Source organism: Paenibacillus sp. FSL L8-0494, from assembly GCF_038003695.1.
Taxonomy (GTDB): domain Bacteria; phylum Bacillota; class Bacilli; order Paenibacillales; family Paenibacillaceae; genus Paenibacillus_AQ; species Paenibacillus_AQ odorifer.
In genome coordinates, this window is record NZ_JBBOPQ010000001.1 from 2,560,151 (window position 1) to 2,581,732 (window position 21,582).

General features: G+C 42.4%; 14 protein-coding genes. 9 read left to right on the plus strand and 5 right to left on the minus strand.

Going from position 1 to position 21,582, the window contains the following annotated elements; genetic code table 11:
• Positions 1–60 precede the first annotated feature (60 nt).
• Positions 61–2,727: a family 78 glycoside hydrolase catalytic domain gene (locus tag NYE35_RS11365; protein WP_341121015.1), complete on the plus strand. Its 2,667-nt coding sequence runs from the start codon at positions 61–63 to the stop codon at positions 2,725–2,727.
• 172 nt (positions 2,728–2,899) lie between these two features.
• Positions 2,900–5,281 carry an alpha-L-arabinofuranosidase C-terminal domain-containing protein gene (locus NYE35_RS11370; protein WP_076296308.1) on the plus strand — a complete coding sequence of 794 codons (2,382 nt, stop codon included), beginning with the start codon at positions 2,900–2,902 and terminating at the stop codon, positions 5,279–5,281.
• A gap of 72 nt (positions 5,282–5,353) precedes the next feature.
• Here NYE35_RS11370 and arfA read toward each other — a convergent pair whose 3' ends face one another.
• Complete coding sequence (arfA, locus tag NYE35_RS11375; protein ID WP_076100772.1) at positions 5,354–6,859, minus strand: arabinosylfuranosidase ArfA; 1,506 nt, start codon at positions 6,857–6,859, stop codon at positions 5,354–5,356.
• A gap of 150 nt (positions 6,860–7,009) precedes the next feature.
• On the opposite strand from arfA, the gene NYE35_RS11380 reads away from it, so the two are divergent.
• The 6 genes from NYE35_RS11380 (at position 7,010) to NYE35_RS11405 (ending at position 14,213) form a co-directional block, all read left to right on the plus strand.
• Positions 7,010–7,912, plus strand: coding sequence for an ArsR/SmtB family transcription factor (locus tag NYE35_RS11380; RefSeq protein WP_076100771.1), 903 nt, complete (start codon positions 7,010–7,012; stop codon positions 7,910–7,912).
• A 170-nt stretch (positions 7,913–8,082) separates the two neighbouring features.
• Positions 8,083–9,090, plus strand: a complete 1,008-nt coding sequence (locus NYE35_RS11385) for a LacI family DNA-binding transcriptional regulator (RefSeq protein WP_036689737.1) — start codon at positions 8,083–8,085, stop codon at positions 9,088–9,090.
• A 179-nt stretch (positions 9,091–9,269) separates the two neighbouring features.
• The gene (locus NYE35_RS11390) at positions 9,270–10,211 is read left to right on the plus strand and encodes an ABC transporter permease (protein WP_036689816.1); all 942 of its coding nucleotides are present in this window, start codon (positions 9,270–9,272) and stop codon (positions 10,209–10,211) included.
• A gap of 14 nt (positions 10,212–10,225) precedes the next feature.
• A complete protein-coding gene (locus NYE35_RS11395) occupies positions 10,226–11,113 on the plus strand; it encodes a carbohydrate ABC transporter permease (protein WP_036689738.1) in 888 nt (295 codons plus the stop codon).
• A gap of 55 nt (positions 11,114–11,168) precedes the next feature.
• Positions 11,169–12,806: a sugar ABC transporter substrate-binding protein gene (locus tag NYE35_RS11400; protein ID WP_038569996.1), complete on the plus strand. Its 1,638-nt coding sequence runs from the start codon at positions 11,169–11,171 to the stop codon at positions 12,804–12,806.
• Positions 12,807–12,869: 63 nt separating this feature from the next.
• Positions 12,870–14,213, plus strand: coding sequence for a glycoside hydrolase family 30 protein (locus NYE35_RS11405; protein WP_076296309.1), 1,344 nt, complete (start codon positions 12,870–12,872; stop codon positions 14,211–14,213).
• Positions 14,214–14,411: 198 nt separating this feature from the next.
• Here the strand turns inward: NYE35_RS11405 and thiD are convergent, their stop codons facing one another.
• Positions 14,412–15,224: a bifunctional hydroxymethylpyrimidine kinase/phosphomethylpyrimidine kinase gene (gene thiD, locus NYE35_RS11410; protein WP_036689743.1), complete on the minus strand. Its 813-nt coding sequence runs from the start codon at positions 15,222–15,224 to the stop codon at positions 14,412–14,414.
• 131 nt (positions 15,225–15,355) lie between these two features.
• On the minus strand, positions 15,356–16,237 hold the full coding sequence (locus NYE35_RS11415; protein WP_076296310.1) for a DUF4850 domain-containing protein: 882 nt from the start codon (positions 16,235–16,237) through the stop codon (positions 15,356–15,358).
• A 181-nt stretch (positions 16,238–16,418) separates the two neighbouring features.
• Here NYE35_RS11415 and NYE35_RS11420 point away from each other — a divergent pair, with 181 nt between their 5' ends.
• Complete coding sequence (locus tag NYE35_RS11420) at positions 16,419–17,513, plus strand: glycosyltransferase family 2 protein (RefSeq protein WP_038570004.1); 1,095 nt, start codon at positions 16,419–16,421, stop codon at positions 17,511–17,513.
• Between the two features lie 565 nt (positions 17,514–18,078).
• Here the strand turns inward: NYE35_RS11420 and NYE35_RS11425 are convergent.
• Both NYE35_RS11425 and NYE35_RS11430 read right to left on the minus strand, forming a co-directional pair.
• Positions 18,079–19,689 carry a response regulator transcription factor gene (locus tag NYE35_RS11425; RefSeq protein ID WP_036689748.1) on the minus strand — a complete coding sequence of 537 codons (1,611 nt, stop codon included), beginning with the start codon at positions 19,687–19,689 and terminating at the stop codon, positions 18,079–18,081.
• 14 nt (positions 19,690–19,703) lie between these two features.
• Positions 19,704–21,428: a cache domain-containing sensor histidine kinase gene (locus NYE35_RS11430; RefSeq protein WP_254924564.1), complete on the minus strand. Its 1,725-nt coding sequence runs from the start codon at positions 21,426–21,428 to the stop codon at positions 19,704–19,706.
• Positions 21,429–21,582: the final 154 nt, after the last annotated feature.

Sequence of the window (21,582 nt, forward strand, 5' to 3'; positions counted from 1 at the left end):
CGCAGCTATAATTATAGGGCAAAGACTAATTTGTCGCTATAGAAGGAGGTTTTTATCTATATGTTCGCAATCACTAAGCTTCGTTGTGAGTACAAAGAAAATCCGCTAGGAATTGATGTGATCAGACCCAGAATCAGTTGGCAGTTAGTTACAGATGACAGGGACTGCATGCAGTCTGCTTATCAAATTCAAGTGGCTGAGAATATGCTTTTTCAAGGCAAGCTATGGGATACAGAGGAAGTAAAGTCTTCTCAATCGATCCATGTTGAGCTTGAAGGTCTGCTGCTGGAAGCTCGCACGCGTTACTATTATCGGGTTCGGGCATGGAATCAGAATGCAACAGACTCGGGTTGGTCTGAGGTTGCATTTTTTGAAACCGGACTATTAGATGCAGGGAATTGGCAGGCGGAGTGGATCAGCGCTCCTACAGCCTCTTTTTCACAAGATTTTGAGATTTGCCCACAGCTTCGTACATTCGTGGATGTAAAAGGTCCAGTGGAAAGTGCAAGGATTTATGTTACTGCTTTGGGCTTGTATGAACTGCAGCTGAACGGAAGTCGGGTGGGAGATCATTATTTTACTCCAGGCTGGACCAGTTACAGTAAACGGCTGCAATATCAAACTTATGATGTCACAAAGCTTCTGCATGAAGGTGCGAATGCGTTAGGCGCACTGTTGGGCAATGGCTGGTACAGAGGTTTTTTGGGCTGGGATAATCAAAAGGAAATTTATGGATCAAAGACTTCACTTCTGCTGGAGCTTCATATCCGGTACGCAGACGGTTCAAATGAGCTTATTAGTTCAGATCAGAATTGGCAGGCTGCAAAAAGCGCAATTATGATGTCTGAAATTTATAATGGTGAAACCTATGATGCTCGGCTGGAGCTGGATATCACCGATCCTTCATCAGAAGGTTGGCATCCAGTGGAGATTATTAACTATTCCAAAGCGATTATCGTTGCCCAGGAAAATGTGCCAGTGACACAAGTTGAAACCTTGAAGCCGACTGCACTGCTGACTACCCCCCAGGGAGATAGAGTGCTGGACATGGGCCAGAACATGGTAGGGTGGTTAAAATTTAATGTAAAAGGTCAATCTGGTCAGGCGGTAGAACTTCAGCATGCTGAAATATTAGACCGGGACGGAAATTTCTACACGGAGAATATGCGTAAAGCGAAACAGTGCATCCGCTATACTCTGAAAGGTGGAGAGCAAGAGACGTATGAACCACACTTCACTTTCCAAGGTTTTCGGTATGTGAAGCTTAGTGGGTTCTCAGCAGATCTTCAACTAGAGGATTTCACAGGAATTGTGATGCACTCCAATATGGAACGTACGGGTGATTTTCAGTGCTCAGATCCACTTGTGAATCAACTGCATCACAATATCCTGTGGGGGCAAAAAGGGAATTTCCTCGATGTGCCCACTGATTGTCCACAGCGTGATGAGCGGCTCGGCTGGACGGGGGATGCTCAGATGTTTGTCCGCACAGCCTCTTATTTGATGAATACGGCACCATTCTTTACGAAATGGCTGCGGGATTTGAAGGCAGACCAAACCCCTGAGGGCGGCATTCCGTTTTTTATTCCAGAGCTGAGAGCAGCTCCTCCTGGGGACGGAGATACTAACCATTCTTCTGCGGCCTGGGGAGATGCAGCTACGATCTGTCCATGGACAATCTATGAAATGTACGGCGACAAAAGGCTGCTTGCAGAGCAATACGAGAGCATGAAGCATTGGATTTCTTATATCTACGCACAGGGAAGCAATCCTTATCTATGGAATACTGGCTTTCATTTCGGCGATTGGCTAGCACTTGATTCCAAGCCAGACAGCTATGTGGGAGCTACAGATCGGGATTATGTCGCCACCGCTTTTTATGCCTATTCTGTTTCTCTGACTTTGAAAGCGGCAATAGCCTTAGAAAAATCGGAGGACGTGGACTATTATAGTGAGCTGCACGCCAAAATTATAAAAGCATTCAGTGATGAGTTCATAACACCTGCGGGCAGGTTATCCGTCTCTACACAGACTGCACAGATATTAGCCTTACGTTTCGATCTTGTAGAAGGGGTCGCCAAAGAACGTGCAATTCAGAAGCTCACTGAGCTGCTTGCTGAAGCTAAGGATCATCTGACTACTGGATTCGTGGGCACACCTTATCTGAATCCTGTGCTCAGCGAGATTGGAAATAACGAACTCGCGTATAAGCTTCTTTTTCAAAAGGATTATCCATCCTGGCTGTATCAGGTGACGAAAGGTGCGACGACGATTTGGGAGCATTGGGATGGGATCAAGGAGGACGGCAGCTTCTGGAGTGCAGATATGAATTCTTTCAATCATTACGCCTATGGCGCAATAGGTGAATGGTTGTATCGTTACGTTGCAGGAATTGGAACAGATGAGTTGGAGCCTGGCTTCAAAATCGTTCATATCAAGCCACAGCCAGGCCCCGGTCTGGATTATGCAGAAGCTAGTCTTGAAACCATGTACGGAAAAGTGGAGTCAGCGTGGCGGCGATCAGAGGATAATGGAATGGTGATCCACGTTACGATTCCTGCCAATACCAACGGTATTGTCGTTCTGCCTGGAGCCAATCAACTAGGGTTATTAGAAAATGGAGTCCCTGTGAAGCAGTCCAGAGGCGTGCACAGCATCAGCTTGGTCGATAACGGAGTGAGACTCGAAATAGGTTCGGGCAGCTATCAATTTACGTATTCTTTATAACCTATACTAGGGGGCTTCCTAGTGTGAACTGACATCGAGGGGTATTCGGTGTCAGTTTTTCGTTTTCGAATTGACGAATGTAGAGAGGAGTTATTATAATGATTTATATTGATATGAACTAAGTAATATAAATATAAATCAAATTGGAATTCACAAGGAGGAAGACAAAAGAATGAAGACAGAAGGAAAATTGACGATACATACGCAGCAGCGGGGGGCGGAGTTAGGCGATCTATTCGGTATTTTCTTCGAGGATTTGAATCATGCGGCCGATGGTGGGCTTTACGCTGAGCTAGTTCAGAACCGATCTTTTGAATTCGACCCGATTGACCGGGCAGATTATCATGCGCTGATGGCTTGGGAGCCTGTAGAACGTGGAGATGGAAAGGTGAATATCTCTGTAGAAGACAGCAAGCCCTTAAATGATCGTAACCAACATTATGTTGCCATCGATATTGTGGCTGAAGGTGACGGCGTTGGCCTGATGAATCTAGGCTTTAACAGTGGTATTCCGGTAAAAGAAGGCGAGAATTATAACTTCTCGGTGTATGCCCGCCGGGAGACAAGCTTTGATGTGCCGCTTACCGTAAACATCGAAAGCACAGACGGCACCATTCTTGGTGAAGTGGAAATAGCCGTTAGCAGCTCGGAATGGAACCGATATGAAGCCGTTATCACAGCTAATAGCACTGACACAAGCAGTCGTCTTGTAATCGTTACCAAAGGTAGCGGGAAGGTATATCTGGATATGGTTTCTCTGTTTCCTGAGAAGACCTTTAAGAATAGACCCGGAGGCATGCGTGAAGATATTTCGCTGCTGCTCGCTGATTTAAAACCTAAATTTATGCGGTTCCCAGGAGGATGTCTGGTGCATGACGGTTCCTTGGATCCAGATGACAGAGACTCCATGTACAGATGGAAGAATACGATTGGGGATGTTGCACAAAGACCGGCAAGACGCAATAACTGGTCATATAATCAGACGCTTGGGTTAGGTTATTATGAATATTTTCAGTTCTGTGAGGATATTGGAGCTAAGCCGATCCCCGTTCTTCCGGGCGGCTATGACCCGCATCATAAACGGATGGTCCCGCTGGATGAATTAACGCCTTGGATTGAGGATGCTTTGGATTTAATTGAATTCGCCAAGGGGGATTCTTCCACGAAGTGGGGAGGCATTCGTGCAGAACTGGGTCACCCCGAGCCTTTTGGGCTGGAGTATGTCGGCATTGGGAACGAAGAGGTAGGTACACCCTTTTTCGAGAGATATCCTTACTTTCATCAAGCCATCAAAGCAAAATATCCGGAAATCAAGGTCATTAATTCTAGTGGCCCGTTCTCTGCCGGTCAGGAATATGAACGGGGCTGGACGTCGGCAAAAGAGAATAAGTCTGACCTCGTAGACGAGCATTATTACTGTACACCTGAATGGTTCCTGGCTAATCATCATCGTTATGATGACTTCAAAGCGGATGAGCCAAAGGTATTCCTCGGTGAATATGCTTCATGGGGCAATACCTATTACAATGCATTGGTGGAAGCAGCATTTATGACAGGTCTGCAAAATAATGCCCATGCCGTTGGCTTAGCTTGTTATGCTCCAATGCTCTGTAATGTGGATTATATCAACTGGAAGCCGGACCTGATCTGGTTCAATAATCATGAAGTGTACGGCACGGCAAACTATTATGTGCAAAAGCTATTCATGAACCATCAGGGAGATCATTTGCTGAAGATGGAAGCAGATGGCTTCACGGCACCGAAGGAAAGCAGAAAGGAAGCGATCACTGGAGCCGTCAGTTTCGGTGTGGATGCCTCTGCTGCTCGTTTCTCCGAGATCACATTAGTCAACAATCTTACGGGAGAAGTGAAGACGTACTCTGACTTATCAGAGGAAGTCTCAAATCTGCCTGACCCTGCTCAGAATAGAACGGCTAAACGGACACAAGAGCTTGGTGAGACAGAGTGGGAAAACTATACTTTACATTTTAAGGCTACACGAACCGCAGGAAATAAAGGGTTTATCTTCTATTTTGGTAAAGCGGATGATCAGAATCATTTGTACTGGGAGCTGGGTGGCTGGCAGAATCAGGATTCGATTGTGGCCTCAATTATCAACGGAAGAAATTCTGTTCTGACGCATGCTATGTTTACGGTTGAAACAGATGTAGAATACGATCTTAAGTTAGAAGTAGTGGGCAGACATATCCGTACTTTTATTAACGGAGAACTGGTGAATGAGACAGAAGATAAACTTCCGGTCATTGAACCGCTGTATTACACGGCAAGTGTGGAAGATTTAACGGGGGATATTATCCTCAAGACAGTAAATGTACAAGAGAACAGTGTTTCTGCAAAGGTTGTACTGGAATCTTTGGTAAAAGAAGCACTGACCATCGAAGTCTATGAAATGTCGGGATACCAGCTTGAGGACGAAAATAACTTTGAGAATAAGCAGCGGGTCTCTCCGAAACAAACCAGCTTTAAGACAGAAGGAAGCAGCTTTACTTATGAATTTCCGAAGCAATCCGTGACAATTTTCAGAATAAAATAACGAAGACGCCCCCATGAATCTAAGGCTTATTAAAGATTCATGGGGGCGTTTCTATGACTATTACAAGTTAACTTAGCCGTTCACACGCAGTCGAATCACATTCCAGGAAGCTTTTGCGAGAAGGGCTTTTACATGTCCACCCTCAACAACGGCTTTGCCTTGGCTAGGCATCACATTATGTGGATTGGATTTGGTATTTACAGCTTTAATATCTTCATGTTCCAGTACAATATGCTCAATAATGTTTACGGAACTGAAGCTGCGCAGATCCACGTCGAGCTCTAGTCCTTCGGATAAATGGCGGTTTACAGCGAAGACGGTTACTTCATTCAGTTCCTCGTTGTATACACTAATGGCTTCCAAATAAGGCACATCAGTGAAATCTTTGGAATCGTATTTAGGGCTGGAAATCAGCGGGTGAAGTACGGTTCCACGACCATAAAGGGAAGCATGCAGGTACGGATAATAAGTAGTCTGCAGCCAAAGCGGTCCGCCATTTTCAGTCATAATTGGGGCGATAACATTGATCAGCTGCGCTAAGCAGGCCATTTTCACACGATCAGCATGCTTCAATAATGAAATAAGACAGCAGCCCACAACAAGTGCATCTTCAAGTGTGTACACATCTTCGAATTCTGGCGGTGCGATCTGCCAGTGTTGTTCGGCACGGCTGCTGCCTTGTGATTTCCATACATTCCATTCATCGAGCGACAGATTTATTTTCTTTTTGCTCTTTTTCTTCGCTTGAACATAATCACAGGTGGCAGCCACACTGCTGATGAAATGATCCAAATCCATGGAGCGGGCTAGGAAGTTAGGCGTGTCGTCATTGTTGTTATTGTAGTACGTATGCAGTGATAAATAATCCACATTATCATAAGAAAGATCAAGCACGGTAGCTTCCCACTCGGCAAAAGTGTCCATGCCGCTGCCGGAGCTGCCACAAGCCACAAGCTCAAGCGTTGGATCGACCCAGCGCATAGCTTTTGCAGTTTCGTTCGCTAACCGGCCATATTCGACCGCGGTTTTAGCTCCAATCTGCCACGGACCATCCATTTCATTTCCGAGGCACCAGGTCTTAAAAGCGTGGGGCTCTTTATACCCATGAGAGATCCGCAGGTCACTGTAGTAGGAACCGGAAGGATGATTGCAGTACTCTACTAGATTTCTAGCTGCATCGATGCCGCGTGTTCCAAGGTTAACTGCCATCATGACTTCGCTGCCTACGAGCTTAGCCCAATCTGCAAATTCGTTGGTACCCACTTGATTGGTTTCTGTGGTCCACCAAGCTAATTCAAGAGATTGCTTGCGTTCATGCTTGGGTCCAACCCCATCTTCCCAATTGTAACCGGATACAAAGTTTCCTCCAGGATAACGGATGATAGGAACGTTTAGGGCACGAATAGCTTCGATGGCATCGTTCCGAAAACCATTCTGATCCGCAGTAGGGTGACCCGGGTCATAAATCCCACCGTAAACTGCTCTTCCTAAATGTTCGATAAATGAGCCGTAGATCCGCGGGTCTACTTCAGCTAGTCTGAAATCTTTGTCAATAATCATTGTCGATTTAATCGGCATGAGTGTACAGCTCCCTCTAGTTGAATTAATGATTTCACTAATTAAGTAATTGTTTTATGATTACATGATACTGATTTTAGCTTATAATAAGCAATGAATTAATTTAGGATTCGTTAAAATACTAATTCAATAAGCATAGGAGACGTTGAAATGTACTTAACCACAGATTCTGAATCCTTGCAGGTGTATGAAGCACTGGCAAGTGAAGTTAGGCTGCGAATTATTGAACTTCTGGACCGCAGAGAGATGCACATCAAAGAGCTGGCAGCGGAGCTCTATCTTAGTAGTGCAATTGTTAGTACTCATGTAGCAAAGCTGCAAAAAGCAGGCCTGATCAGTTCTAAAATGAGACGAGTAAATGGAGGGACCTATAAATATTGTTCTTTGTCTGCGAATTACCTGCAGATTAAATTATCGGGCTCCCGTGGAGTTGCCAGAAAGGTGGTTGAGGTGTCTATCCCTGTAGGGCAATATACCGATATTCAGGCTTTACCTACCTGCGGGATTGCTACTACTGAGAAACTGATCGGCTATTATGATGATCCACGTTATTTTCTGGACCCGGAACGGGTGAATGCCGGCATTGTATGGTTTGCGAAAGGTTCTATCGAGTACAAGATTCCAAATTATCTATTTCAAGATCAAGTGGTGCAAGAGATTGAGATTTCACTGGAAATAGGTTCCGAAGCTCCACATGTAAATGAGAAGTGGCCGTCGGATATCGGCTTTATGATGAATGGACAGGATTTAGGGAAATGGACTAGTCCGGGCGACTTTGGCCTCACTAGAGGACGATTAAATCCCATTTGGTGGCGTTCGGATGTTAACCAATATGGTTTGCTTAAGGTTCTGCGGATTAATGCAGGTGGAACCTTTGTGGATGGGCAGCAAATCTCAGATATTACCTTGGAGGATGTACGAGTAGAGCAGGATCAGTGGACCTTTCGTTTAACGGCAGAGAATAGCGGACGGAGAAGAGGCGGACTAACCATATATGGCCGTGGATTTGGGAACTACGAGCAAGACATTATGTTTAGAGTGTATTACGAATGATTTCGAGTTTGCAGGTAAAGTGTTTATAAGATTCTGTAGAAAATTTAAGCTTGTGTACCAATTATTACCTCTGATAAAATAAATATAAAAAATATATTGTAATGAAAACGTTTTTATGTTAATTTAAATCTATAAAAACGTTTTTATTCGTAAAGGAAGATTGAATCATTATGGAAAAGGTAACGATCAAAGATGTTGCCAGAGAGGCTGGAGTCTCCATTTCTACGGTTTCCAACGCGCTAAATGACGTAGATGTATTGAACCCGGAGACCAAATCACATGTTCTTAAGGTTGCGAAGCGATTAAATTATGTTCCTAACCTAAACGGTAAGCTCCTAAGGAACGGAAAAACCAAAATGCTGGGTTTTTTCACAACAAGTGTGTCGGGTCCATACTTCTATAAACTGGTCGAGTCCATGTCGCGTGAATGTGATCGACTAGGTTACGGGCTGAATGTATTTGTTACCAAGGATAAACAAGTGATTATGAGCAATATTCTAGGCCGGCGAGTGGATGGTGTCATTATCTACGAAGAGCTGAGAATAGACGAAGAAGAAATTGCCGCAATGGTGAAAGACAAGATCAAGGCTGTATTTCTGGATCGGCCGCTTAAGAACGACACGATGGGAAGCGTGATTTTTGATTCCTTTGAAGCGGGGTTTGAAGCGACCAAATATTTAATCAGTCTAGGGCATAAAAAGATTGCTTACATATCTGGTGTGGATGAGATGTACGACAGTGTTCAGCGGAGAGAAGGATACTTAGCTGCTTTGCGTCAGTATCAGCTACCCACGCATGAAGAGTATATTATACAAGGATATTTTGAGGAAGAAAGCACTTACAACGCTATAAAATCTTTCCTTCACTATAGTCCTGATAAAATACCTGATGCCTTCTTAGCAGGGAACGACTTGAGTGCAATTGGATGTATTCAAGCTTTGAAATCGCATGGATACGAAGTTCCGCTAGATGTTAGCGTTATGGGGTTTGATGATATTGATATTGCGCAGTATTTCTCACCGCCTTTAACTACGGTAAGAAATCAAATTGCTAGACAGGGTATTTTGGCTATTAATCACCTAGTTCGCATGATCCAGAAGAAGGAACAGGGCGAGATGATGAAATTGGCGGGTGAATTAGTCGTAAGAGGTTCTAGTCAAGTAAAGATTGGTCGGTAAGAACACATATATGTAATGGGTTCAAGATTTCACCCGATCATTTTTTAAAATTTTGTTGTTTTGGGAGGGTTTTTTTTTCAAAAAAATAAAAACGTTTTTATTGTTTGGGGATCATGATTTGGAGGGGAGAAGAAAAAGTGGATAAATTAGCCGTAGTGCCAACAAACGGAAAGAATCCAATGAGCGGGAAAAAGCCTATGGGGCAGAGGGTCAAAGAATTTGTAATTGATTATAAGAGACAATGGGAAATTCAATCCATGGTCATCCCGGGAATTATTTTTATGATTATCTTTTGTTTTATTCCGATTTACGGATTGACGATTGCTTTTAAAAGCTACACCGTAATTGATACACTCGATTCTGCACCTTGGGTAGGGCTCGATAATTTCAGAATTATTTTATCTGATAAATATTTTTGGGACGCTGTAGTCAATACATTAGGGATCAGCTTTCTGAAATTAGCCATAGGGTTTGTTATTCCTATTATTTTATCCGTAATGATTTACGAGTTAAGTGGTGGACGCTTTAAAAAGATAGTGCAAACCATCTCTTATTTACCACACTTTTTGTCCTGGATCGTTCTCGGCGGGATGCTGATTGCCTGGTTTTCCTCATCCGGTATGTTTAATGAGATTATGCTCAGTTTGGGACTGATTTCGAAACCGGTAAATATTTTGCTTGATGCGAATAAATACTGGTGGATTGCAACGTTATCCGATATTTGGAAAGAGGCTGGTTGGGGAACGATTCTCTACTTAGCCATTATGTCGAAAATTGATCCTACTTATTATGAGGCTGCCAAAATAGATGGCGCAAGCCGTATGAGACAAATTTGGAATATCACGCTTCCTAACATGAAACCGATTATCAGTTTAAATCTGATTCTCACTGTAAGCGGTTTATTAGGATCAAATCTGGATCAAACCCTGGTATTGATGAATTCTCAGAACCGCGTTAAGGCGGAGGTCATTAATTCTTATGTGTATCGTATGGGTATGACGCAAGGTGACTTCTCTTATGCTACTGCTGTTGGTTTAGGTGTCTCCATCGTTTCAGTCATCCTACTGATTAGCGCCAACAAAGTATCCAGTAAATTAAATGATAATCAATCAGTTCTGTAGAAGGAGGCATTTCTGTGAATCGTACGGTGGCTAAAGAAGATCTCGATAGTCGAATCTTTAATACCTTAAATATTATCCTGCTCTGTATTTGTACAATCATTATTGTCGTTCCTTTATGGAATGTAGTCATATCCTCTTTAAGCTCGGGCAAGGCGCTTGCGGAAGGCGGATTCATATTTTGGTCTCCAGAGTTCTCCTTGGAAAATTATCGTGCTGTATTTCAAGATGAGACCATTGGTTTAGCATTCGTAGTATCGCTTGCCAAAACATTTATTGGTGTCATTACCCACGTATTCTTTTGTGCCATGATCGGTTATGGCTTGAGTAAGAAATACATACGTGGACGTAAGCTGTATGTTGCCATGGGTGTAATCACTATGTTTTTCTCTGGTGGAATGATCCCTACGTATTTATTGATTAAATCATTAGGCCTCTTAAACAGCTTCTGGGTTTATATTATCCCGGCCTTGTTCAGTTATTATGATGTAGTTATTCTAATGAACTTCTTCAGAAATGTACCGGATTCACTTGAAGAGTCAGCCAAAATTGATGGTGCAGGTGACTGGCGCATTTTCCTAAAAATCTTTATCCCTCTTTCCATGCCGGCTATGGCCACCATTGCGTTATTTAACGGGGTTGGGCAGTGGAACGACTTTATGACCACCAAGTTATATATTACCGATCAATCGCTCTACCCGCTGCAGATGAAGCTCTATGAAATCATTGTTCAGTCGCAAACACAATCCATGCAAAATGTGGGTGGATCTGCGATTATCGAAACTACGACTAAAGGGGTTCAACTAGCAACAATTGTCATTACAACTTTGCCGATTGTTGTGATGTATCCAATATTACAGAGGTACTTTATCTCAGGCATGATGATGGGGGCGGTGAAGGAATAGTAAGTAAATCTCCAAGTAGTGAATACTTACAAAACATTTTAGGGGGAAATAAAAGATGAACAAAGCATTTGGGAAAAAAGGACTCAAACTTTGTACGGCACTTATGGCTGTTGTATTAGTATTTACAGGTTGTGGATCGAAAGGTAATTCTGACAGCTCCAGTAAAGAGTTAAGCTCCATTGAAGGCCGTTATACTATAGATCCGGAAACACCGGCATGGAAGCTGGATACAAAAAAAGAGACAACAGATCTGACTTGGTACGTGAATGCAGACTGGTGGAATACTGATTTCGGAAAAGACCTTGTCACCAAGAAAATTAAAGAGGATTTAAACATCAACATTAAATTCATTACAGGCGATGACACTAAGCTAAATACGATTTTTGCCGGCGGTGAAATGCCAGACCTGTTGACTATTTTTGATTCCAACTCTCCAGTCGTACAAAAAGCTGCTACATGGGCATTGCCTTTGAATGATCTGGCAGATAAATATGATCCTTATTTCAATAAAGTTGCAGAAAAAGATACGATGAACTGGTTCCAGTTAGCTGATGGCAAGACCTATGGATACCCTAACTATTCCAATACGCAAAACGATTATGATAGCGGTAACATCCCTGCCAAAACAGCCTTTGTCATCCGCAAGGATGTTTACGAGGCCATTGGAAAACCAAGCTTTGGAACTCCTGAAGAATTCAAGAGTGTAATGCAACAAATCAAAAAGCAATTCCCGGACATGATTCCTTTTGGTTTTAACTCCATTGGTTCAGGCACTGGTTCTTTGGGAGATGTATTGGAGGACTTCATCGGAGTGCCGATGGAAACTGAAAATGGCGAATTCTACAACCGTAACCTGGATGAGGATTACTTGACGTGGTTGAAAACGTTAAATGAAGTCTACAGAAATGGTGACATCAGTGATGACAGCTTTGCTGATGACGGTACTGCCTTTGAAGAAAAAGTGAAATCCGGTAAATATGCAACAATACTTTTGGATGGAACACCGCAACAAAGTGGTAACCTGCAAATCTTCATGACAGAAAATCCAGGCAAGGAATATATCGCTATTGATGGCCCACAAAGTACTGTTGGACATGAACCAACGTTGAATCAATCAGGAATTACAGGTTGGATGATTAGCTATGTTACTAAAAAGGCTAAGGACCCTGCCAAAGCGATTCAAATTTACACTTATTTGCTCAGCGACGAAGGACAAAAGCTCATGAACTACGGTATTGAAGGAGAAACCTATAAAGTTAACGACAGCGGTAAAATTGAATTCTTGCCTGAAATCAAAGACCTGCAATTAAATAATGCCGATAAATTCAAAAAGGATTACCGGATGGGTGAATTTATGTTCTTTGGACATGACCGTGATAAGGCGCTAAGTAACGACGCATTCGCAGATTCCATTAAACAAATGCAAGAGTGGGGCAAAGGAAAGCTGAAACCACACTTTATTCTTGAAAACATTAACCCGGCTCAAGGAACGCCTGAAGCTCGCAGTCTTACTGCAATTGATACTACTTGGAACACTACGCTTGTAAGTATGATCCGCGCTAAAGACGATGCTACATTCGACAGCACCTTAGCTGCTTACAAAACATTTTTAAATGATAACAACTGGGATAAGATTGTAGAAGTTCGTTCTGAAAAAATGAAAAACAACAAAGAAAAATTAGGCCTTAAATAAGTTAGAAAATAGAATGTGGCCCCTTCACTGGGGCCTCTTCATAGAAAGATGGAGGGAAACAACATGCCAGAGCTTAAAATTTATCAATCCACCGGGGAGAATACATTGTTTGTAGAGCAAAGTCTGCAACAATTAACTCCAATTGCTGACGCAGAGGCGACCACTACTGTAACTATTGACGAGAATCAAACCTTTCAGGAAATGGATGGCTTTGGAGCATCTTTTACGGATTCATCCGCTTATTTGATTAATCAAGTCCTGGACAACGAACAGAAAAAGGAAGTCATGAGCAAGCTTTTTGACGCACAAGATGGAATTGGTTTGTCCGTATTAAGAAATCCAATGGGGGCATCGGATTATGCTAGAGATATTTATAGCTATGATGATAGACCTGCACAGGAAACGGATACGGAATTAACCCACTTCTCTATCGCACATGATGAAGCAGACATTATCCCTTTGTTGCAACAAGCTCTGGAAATTAACCCTGAGATCAAACTGATGGCTTCTCCATGGAGTGCACCAGGTTGGATGAAGACTAGCGGATCGATGATTGCTGGAGAACTTAAACAAGAATATTATCAGGCTTATGCCGATTATTTTGTTCGATATATTCAAGCTTTTGAAGGGCACAGATTGCCAACTTATGCTGTAACACCACAGAACGAGCCTTTATTTGAACCAAAACACTACCCTAGTATGTTAATGTTGCCTGAGGCGCAAAAAGATTTCATTAAAAACTACCTGAAGCCTAGCTTTGTTAAGCACAACATCGCTACAAAAATTCTCTGCTACGACCACAACTGGGATCGTCCAGATTATCCGTTAACCGTGCTCGATTATGCAAAAGATGAAGTAGATGGTGTAGCTTGGCACTGGTATGGTGGCAATGCATCAGCGCAATCAGAGGTTCTGAAAGCTTATGCTGATAAAGAAGTGCATTTTACAGAAGGTTCTGGTGGAGAATGGATTCCTCCGTTTGAACAAGCCTTCTCCAATGTAATGAGAACAGGGATTGATATTCTTAGAAATCATAGTAAATCCTTTGTGTTATGGAATATGGCCTTAGATGAAAAGAACGGCCCAACCGTACCGGGTTTTGGCAAAAGTACTTGTCGTGGTGTTGTGACAGTCAACCAAGAGACCAAGGAGCTTACGTATACGCTCGACTATTATGCGCTGGCCCATTTCAGTAAATTTATTCGTCCGAAGGCTGTGCGTATTGACGCCTCCACCAATCAAGAAGTGATTCGCTCAGTAGCTTTTAAGAATACAGATAACTCTATTGCAGTTGTTCTGTTCAACGATAGCGAAAAGGCTGAGAATGTGGCTTTGAACTTGCCGGGAGCGGATGAATTATCTTTCCGTTTGGCGTCAAAAAGTGCTTTATCCATTTTGATAAAATAATTGCTGGACGTAGCTCAGAAGCATTCGAATCTTGATTCGGGTGCTTTTTTTATGAAAATAATCGTATAAAAAATCTATGTTCGGTAAGCAAAGTTTTGAATTTACGGATTTTCAATAATAGTAAATAAAAATGGCAGTCCAGAGCTGAAGTTCAGCGTCTGGACTGCCATTTATTTTTTGTGAATTGGATTGCGAGTTCTAACGTTCTAAACGGTAACCACCGTGAAATACAGGACCCACATATTCATTAAACGCAAATCCATTACGAATGGCTGCGGAGACAAAATCTTTAGCTTTTGCAACAGCCTCATGAACCGTTAATCCATTAGCTAGACCGCCTGTAATTGCTGCGGCAAAAGTACATCCAGCCCCGTGATTGTGAGCGGGTTCGATTTTGGCTGTTTGGAATACAGTGTACTCAGAACCGTCGTAGAAGATATCAATCGCTTGATCGCCGCCGAGTGCTTTGCCGCCTTTAACCACGACATTACGTGCACCGAGCTTATGAATCAGACGGGCAGCTTCTTTCATTTCCTCAAGGGTAGTAAGTTTGCCAAGACCTGAAAGAACACCTGCTTCAAACAAGTTTGGGGTGACCACAGTTGCTAGTGGTAGCAATAAGTCACGAATAGCCTCAGCGCTGTCAGGGTTCAAGACTTCATCTTCACCCTTGCACACCATAACTGGATCAATAACTACATTAGTCTGAAGATTTTCTTTGATCGCTTGCTCTGCAACGCGCACAATTTCAACACTTCCAAGCATACCTGTCTTCATGGCATTAACCGGGCCACCAGCGAAAATAGTTTTTAACTGCTCAGCAACAATGGAGGCATCAATTGGATAAACATTATGGTGCCAGCCGTTGTCCGGGTCCATAGTAACGATAGTGGTCAAGGCACTAAAGCCGTAGGTACCATACTCTTCAAATGTTTTTAGATCCGCTTGGATGCCTGCGCCACCACTGGAGTCGCTGCCTGCAATAGTTAGAGTTTTAATAATTTGAGTCATGGTTACGTCCCCTTTATATATGTCTGAATTCATAAACAACGCATTGCATTGATTATAACAAAAAATAGCACCTACGTCTTTCTAAAAGCAAGAGCAAGGTTGAAAATACCTTCCTCTAAAAATTCCCACCCTTAGTCCAGCTTCTCTGCGTTTGGGTCAGCAATGAAGAGCGGTCCATGATTATCTGTAAAGAACTTCATGAGGGTCTCCACTACTTCCTGCTGTGGGGATGTTTGAGCTTGATGTATTCCGATACTGCGGAATAAATAACCCCATTCTCCCTTATCGTAATAGGCAGCACCCTCGTCCTGATAGCCATTCGCGTCTGCTTGAAGCGTATATCTGACCGTTCTGGCTTCAGCTCCTGCAGTACCTAAAATATGCTGTTCGCTAAACTTAAGCGGATTATTAATGGTAAATCCCAACGCGTCAGCCCATTCGGCTTTTTCCGGGAAATAGGCTCCGATTGCAGTGATAGCACAGCCTATACAAGTCCAAGCCGTATCTGAATAGTTCATGTTTTGTTCCGGATGGTTCGGATCCTGAAAGGTAACTCCATAAGAACCGTTAGCGCCGACAACCGCGGTAGCCTGCCATCCGGCAGGAGCGAGTAGAAGATAACCTCCACCGATATCAGGGCGGTAGACCAGCGTTGCTTCTACTTGGTTTTTCATGTCTTGAGATAAAGCAAAGGTCATTTCAGGTATGGGGGGGATTTCTGTGTTTACATATTCGCTGCCACTATCAATATTTAGCTGCGCGAGCGTGGTATGCAGTGGAATGATGACCTGCCCATTATCGGGATCACTGCTAGGAAATTCGAGCATTTTTTGAGTGGAGCTGGGTTCGTTATCTGCTTCATTATTAGTTTGTGCGTTGGTGGACGGGGGTGGTGTGGTGGGCGTTCCCCAGTCGAGCCCTTTATATCCAATCAGCAGCACTAGTACAATTACGACGCACAATATTGAAGTTAAGATCCAGCTGTTTCTAACACCTCTTCGTGTGGATTTCATATATGCAGTACCTCCTTTGATCTTACTTATATAGACCTAAGAATGGAGTGGAAAGTTTCTTACATAACCTTTATATTTCTGAAGTTCTTCATGATCGGGCGGGATAGAGCGGGAGTCCATTTTTTAAACCCTGCATATCAATATAGAAAGAATTTCAAACAAAGCGTGTAGGAGGGCGAGTATGGTTACGATTAGTTTATGTATGATAGTACGAAATGAAGAAAAAAGCTTGCACCGATGTTTATCTACCATTGCAAGTCTCGTAGATGAAATTGTTATCGTGGATACAGGCTCGACGGATAAAACGAAAGAGATTGCGTTGTCCTTCGGAGCTGTAATTTATGATTTCGAATGGATTGATAATTTTAGTGCCGCACGTAATTTTGCCTTTAGCAAAGCTACTCAGGAATACATTTTGTGGCTTGATGCGGATGATTATATAAAGGAAGAGGATCAGATTCTTTTTAAAAAACTAAAAGAAATCCTGCCGGGACATATTCACAGTGTGAACATGCAATATAATCTGGCTTTTGACGAAGCGGGAAATGTCACAGCTAGTTTACGCCGCAACAGGCTGGTTCGGCGCAGCTGCAACTTTCAGTGGATCGGGCCTGTTCATGAGTATTTAGAGGTAAGTGGTCCTTCTTTTAGTAGTGATGTCTGCATCACACATGAGAAGGATAAGGAATACACAGATCGTAATTTGCGGATTTATCAAAAACGAGTTGCACAGGGTGAAGTGTTTTCGCCGAGAGACCAGTATTATTATGCGAATGAATTAAGAGATCATGCTATTAATGAAGAGGCTTGCAAATACTATGAGATTTTTTTAGCGGGTAGGCAGGGCTGGATTGAAGATAATTTCCAGGCTTGCCTAAAGCTTGCCGAATGCCGGGAACGGCTGGGGGATAAAGAAGGTGCTTTTGAAGCGTTATGTAAAACCTTGCAGTATGATAAACCACGTTCAGAGTTTTGTTGCCGACTGGGGGCACTTCTGCTGGAAAAAGGCCAGTTGCAACCAGCCGCATACTGGTATGAGCTAGCGATTCAACTACCGCGGGATTACGATTCGATGGGGATGAAGAATGGGATCTTTTATACCTGGCTGCCGCATCTTCAATTGGCACTCTGTTATGATCGTCTCGGCCAACACGAGAAGGCGAATCATCACAATGAAACGGCGTTGAGTTTTTATCCATCCCATCCTAGTATGTTATATAATCGCACCTATTTCAAAAATCTGCTTGGCGATAAATATGTAACGCTTCAGGCTTAATTTAGTAAAAGAGATGCCCCAGCCGTTCTGATTATGACTGCTGGGGCATTTATGTGTTTTTTGGAGCTTGCAAGATTACTGGCGGTGGGGAACCTTCCCGTGATCCCCGGCAAGCTTCGCAGATTCGATTAGATTTCCGCGTACGAAGTAGCTATCGGACTCAGCTGACCTTAAACGCTGCTTTATGCCACATTTGGAATTCTAACGGACCGCATAGTCGCTATTGACCTGAAACACACTCGATTTGGAGCAATATCACAGTAATAGTTGCACTGGAGTCCGAAACTGTGCTCAAAAGGCGATAAATGCGCAAATAGCGTCATCTGGGTCCGGAAGCAGGGGGACATGGTGGATGGTTACTGGATGTAAGAGTAAAGTCAGGGGTGTAAGATTCCCGGCAGCGTAGGAGTAAAGGAGTGGCAGATGATTACTGGGCGCAAGAGTAAGCTCGTAGGTGGATCATTATCAGCAGCGTAGGAGTAAAGGTAGACAGTAATTAATATGCAGAAGATATCCCAAAGAGGGTAACCCAGCATCCATGAACTAGATGCTGGGTTACCCTCTTTTAGTAAGCTGGATTGTATTGTTGTTCCTTTTTATAATCGTTTGGAGGGAGACCTACCTCTTGTTTGAAAAGCTTGGAGAAATAGGAGTAGTTGCTATAGCCAACTTTGTTCGCGACGGTATATACAGACATATTTGTGGTTTCCAATAAATGTTTCGCAGCCGCGATTCGGACGTGGATGACATAACTGCCTAATGAAACCCCAGTTTCTCGTTTGAATATCCTTGCCAGGTAATCAGGATTGAGATAGACAATTTCAGCCAAATCATTTCGGGTCAGGTCATCGCCGTAATGTGAATGAATGTATTGTTTGATTTCTTCTGCGACGGACTTAGGCTGGGCAGCAAAGTCACGATATTTCATGGCTGTAGTGACAAGGTATTTAAGATATTCTTCCATATCCTCGATTGAATCCAAAGAGTGCATAGATAATTTATCATTAGTTTTGCCAGAGTATAATTTGTGTGATCTTATCCCTTTCAGGTTGAGAAATGAATAGACTAGCTGTACTACATCTAAACGGAACAAGCTAAGGACAGAGGTCTCAAGTGTTCTATTGTTAAGCATGACCTTTAAATATTGTGTAACTTCTTCAAGAAAAGCAGTGAATTTATTCTGATTCAGCAGTTCTTCCAAATAGGCAAGATCCGGTGGTGTATAGCCCGGTTTATTTTGATGCAGGTAAGCCTCCACCAAAAAGGTCTGATTTCTGCATCTCGTAATTTCTTCATCCATAGTCAGGGATTGTTTTAGAACATTCCCCACATTACTCAGTTTATCGTTTAAACCAATATTGCAGCAGACATCACATTTTAAATAAGGATTCGCCTTTTGAATAAAAGAAGCACATAATGCTTCAAGCAGTTGCGTATCTGGAGCCTGGTTCCATTTTAATATGGCGATCCAGTTATAATCTTTGTATTCCAGAATGCTTTCGATGGTAAAACAAGGGTGCTGAAACAATTCGTACAATACATTTAGCAGGGCAAAATCAAACAGATCCTTTTCTTCTTTTCCCATACTGCCATTGTAAGGGAATAAGTTAAATATCAAAGGCTGTAGGGTATCACTCATTTGATAGGAGAGGTTTTGTTCTTCAATGGCATGTGTGATGTCTGACAATTTAATCGGAAATGATGTACTGCCACTAACTAGCTTTCGCCAAAAATGCTCAAGAATCTTCGCCTGATTTTTTTGCCAAAAGTAACCGCCCTGAATGGCTTTTTCGTTTTTTTGCTGCTCTTTTGCTTGGGTAACCGCCTTATGGATGATCAACATCAGCTTGTCAAATTCAATGGGCTTAAGGAAATATTCAAAGCTCTGCAATTCGATTGCTTTCTGCGCATAGTTGAAATCTGCATAATTGGTAAGAAGAATAGTCTGAATACTATAATTTCCCTCGCGAATCCATGCTAGTAATTCCAGTCCGCTGCCCTGTGGCATTTCAATATCTGAAATCAGAATTTGAACAGAATGCTTTTCTATTATTTCACGTGCTTGAGCGACATTATTAGCCGTATAAACAGTATCAATGTGTAGTGATTCCCAATCAATTTTCTTTTGCAATGCGGCAATAACATAAAAGTCATCATCAACAAGCAGTACATTCATAGTTTGCTCTCCATTCATTTAGATTTATTAGGAAGCTTCGGAAGATATAAGATTACACTAGCGCCGCCGCCCTCCAAATTGGAGAAGGTAACGGTTGCTCTTTTTAAATATAGGTACTCTAGTCTTTTAAGCGTATTCATAATGCCGATTTGTGTACCTTTACTTTGATCCAAGGGCTCTCCAAGATTAAGTTTCTCTAACACTTGAGGTGGAAAACCGGGACCGGTGTCGGTGAGCTGGATAACGAGCATTTCTTCTTCCTGCTCCATCTGTAATCGTTGTACTGTAAGTCTGATTTCGGCTTCATGTTCGCGTGAAATCGCATATTTAATTGAATTTTCGATAAAGGTTTGCAGCACTAACGGTGGAATTTCCACACTGCCTGCCTGATCCTCTTGTTCGATGTAATAAATAAATGCGTCCTGATAACGTTGCTTTTGAATCTCCAAGTAGGTTCGGACATGCTCGATTTCATCCTCCAACCGGACAAAATTCTCGCCATTCTGAAAAATGTAACGGAAATACTTAGAGGTAGACAACGTCATATTTTCAATTTCTTTATACATATGAATTTGCGCCATGCTATAGATGCTAGTCAGACAGTTTAAGAAAAAGTGTGGTTTAATCTGTAGCTTCATATAGTCCAGCTGTATTCTTTGTTTCTCCAGTTCCTGCTCGTACATAGCGATTTTAAAGGTTTTGATTTGTTCAACCAAGCCTTTAAACTGAGTGTTTGCCTGTTCCAGCTCTATAATCTCACTGCTTCTGAAATCTGCGGGTTGCCCAGACTCATTAATGAAAGCAAGGTTATCGGAGAAGCTTTGAATCGGACCTAACACTCTTTTTTTGAAAAAGAGCAGAACAATGCATAACGTGGAGGTCACAATGAAGAACAATAACATAATAAGCAGCTGGGCAATCATGATTTTTTCGAATATGCCATATTTAATGACCATTTTGGTGCTGAAGGTGGTGTCTGAGAATGCACTGTTGATTGTTGTACGCGATTGCAAAAGATTAGAGAATCCCCCATTTTCCGTTATTAGCTTTCCGCTATTGGAGATCGGACTAGTTAAAGGCTGTTCATTCTCATCTACTAGAGAAACATAACCATTGGCGCCAAGATTAATTTGGCGTAGCGGCCGGATCAGATTATCTGCGGAGATCAGTCCAATTAAATAGCGATTGTAATAGGGCACGATATTAATCACATAATAATGGTTGTTTACTAGAATAGGCGTCCATTTGGAATAAAACTTCTCGTACATCTCCTTATCATCAATATAAGAAATAATCTTTTTTTTCAGCTCCCTGTAATCCGTATAGGTTACGCTGATCGGTGCGCAATTCAAAAAATAGGTCTCATTTTTCAAATAGTAGAAGAAGTTATACTCATGCCCGTAGTTTTTTTGCAGCTCGGTAAAGCGTTTGAACAGATTATCATTTGCCTTTAAGAACTCGATACTGTTGACCCCGTAAGTATTCATCGTTAGTAAGCTCTCATCGTTCCCAAGCGTCCAGCCCATATAGTGATTAATGTAGGCAAAATCATGATTAATACGATTGATGTAAAGCGCCGCAGTATCCTGCAAATTTCGAGTGGACTGCTGCTTAACGATGGAAATGGAAGCGATGCTGATTCCTAAATCCAGAATAAGGACTGTGAATGAAACCAACATCATGACTTTTATATAATGGCGAATGGGGTAGGTTTTGTGGTTCGCTGTTTTTTTGATCATAAAGTCATTATAAAACCTCTGCGTGAAAAAAACATAAGAACTCGCTAGCGATTTCCCTCAAAGTCCGGATAGCACATACAGAAGTCGGGATACTGTTATTAAATCTCCCCAAGTAGAGCATTTAGCTTTTGCATTTTTTGTAAGCGAATTCAAA

Excerpts from the sequence above, each read along its gene's own strand:
- NYE35_RS11420 (WP_038570004.1), top strand. The coding sequence starts at position 16,419 with ATGGTTACGATTAGTTTATGTATGATAGTACGAAATGAAGAAAAAAGC.
- thiD (WP_036689743.1), bottom strand. The coding sequence starts at position 15,224 with ATGACTCAAATTATTAAAACTCTAACTATTGCAGGCAGCGACTCCAGT.
- arfA (WP_076100772.1), bottom strand. The coding sequence starts at position 6,859 with ATGCCGATTAAATCGACAATGATTATTGACAAAGATTTCAGACTAGCT.
- NYE35_RS11405 (WP_076296309.1), top strand. The coding sequence starts at position 12,870 with ATGCCAGAGCTTAAAATTTATCAATCCACCGGGGAGAATACATTGTTT.
- NYE35_RS11400 (WP_038569996.1), top strand. The coding sequence starts at position 11,169 with ATGAACAAAGCATTTGGGAAAAAAGGACTCAAACTTTGTACGGCACTT.
- NYE35_RS11425 (WP_036689748.1), bottom strand. The coding sequence starts at position 19,689 with ATGAATGTACTGCTTGTTGATGATGACTTTTATGTTATTGCCGCATTG.
- NYE35_RS11365 (WP_341121015.1), top strand. The coding sequence starts at position 61 with ATGTTCGCAATCACTAAGCTTCGTTGTGAGTACAAAGAAAATCCGCTA.
- NYE35_RS11390 (WP_036689816.1), top strand. The coding sequence starts at position 9,270 with ATGAGCGGGAAAAAGCCTATGGGGCAGAGGGTCAAAGAATTTGTAATT.
- NYE35_RS11415 (WP_076296310.1), bottom strand. The coding sequence starts at position 16,237 with ATGAAATCCACACGAAGAGGTGTTAGAAACAGCTGGATCTTAACTTCA.
- NYE35_RS11370 (WP_076296308.1), top strand. The coding sequence starts at position 2,900 with ATGAAGACAGAAGGAAAATTGACGATACATACGCAGCAGCGGGGGGCG.
- NYE35_RS11430 (WP_254924564.1), bottom strand. The coding sequence starts at position 21,428 with ATGATCAAAAAAACAGCGAACCACAAAACCTACCCCATTCGCCATTAT.
- NYE35_RS11380 (WP_076100771.1), top strand. The coding sequence starts at position 7,010 with ATGTACTTAACCACAGATTCTGAATCCTTGCAGGTGTATGAAGCACTG.
- NYE35_RS11385 (WP_036689737.1), top strand. The coding sequence starts at position 8,083 with ATGGAAAAGGTAACGATCAAAGATGTTGCCAGAGAGGCTGGAGTCTCC.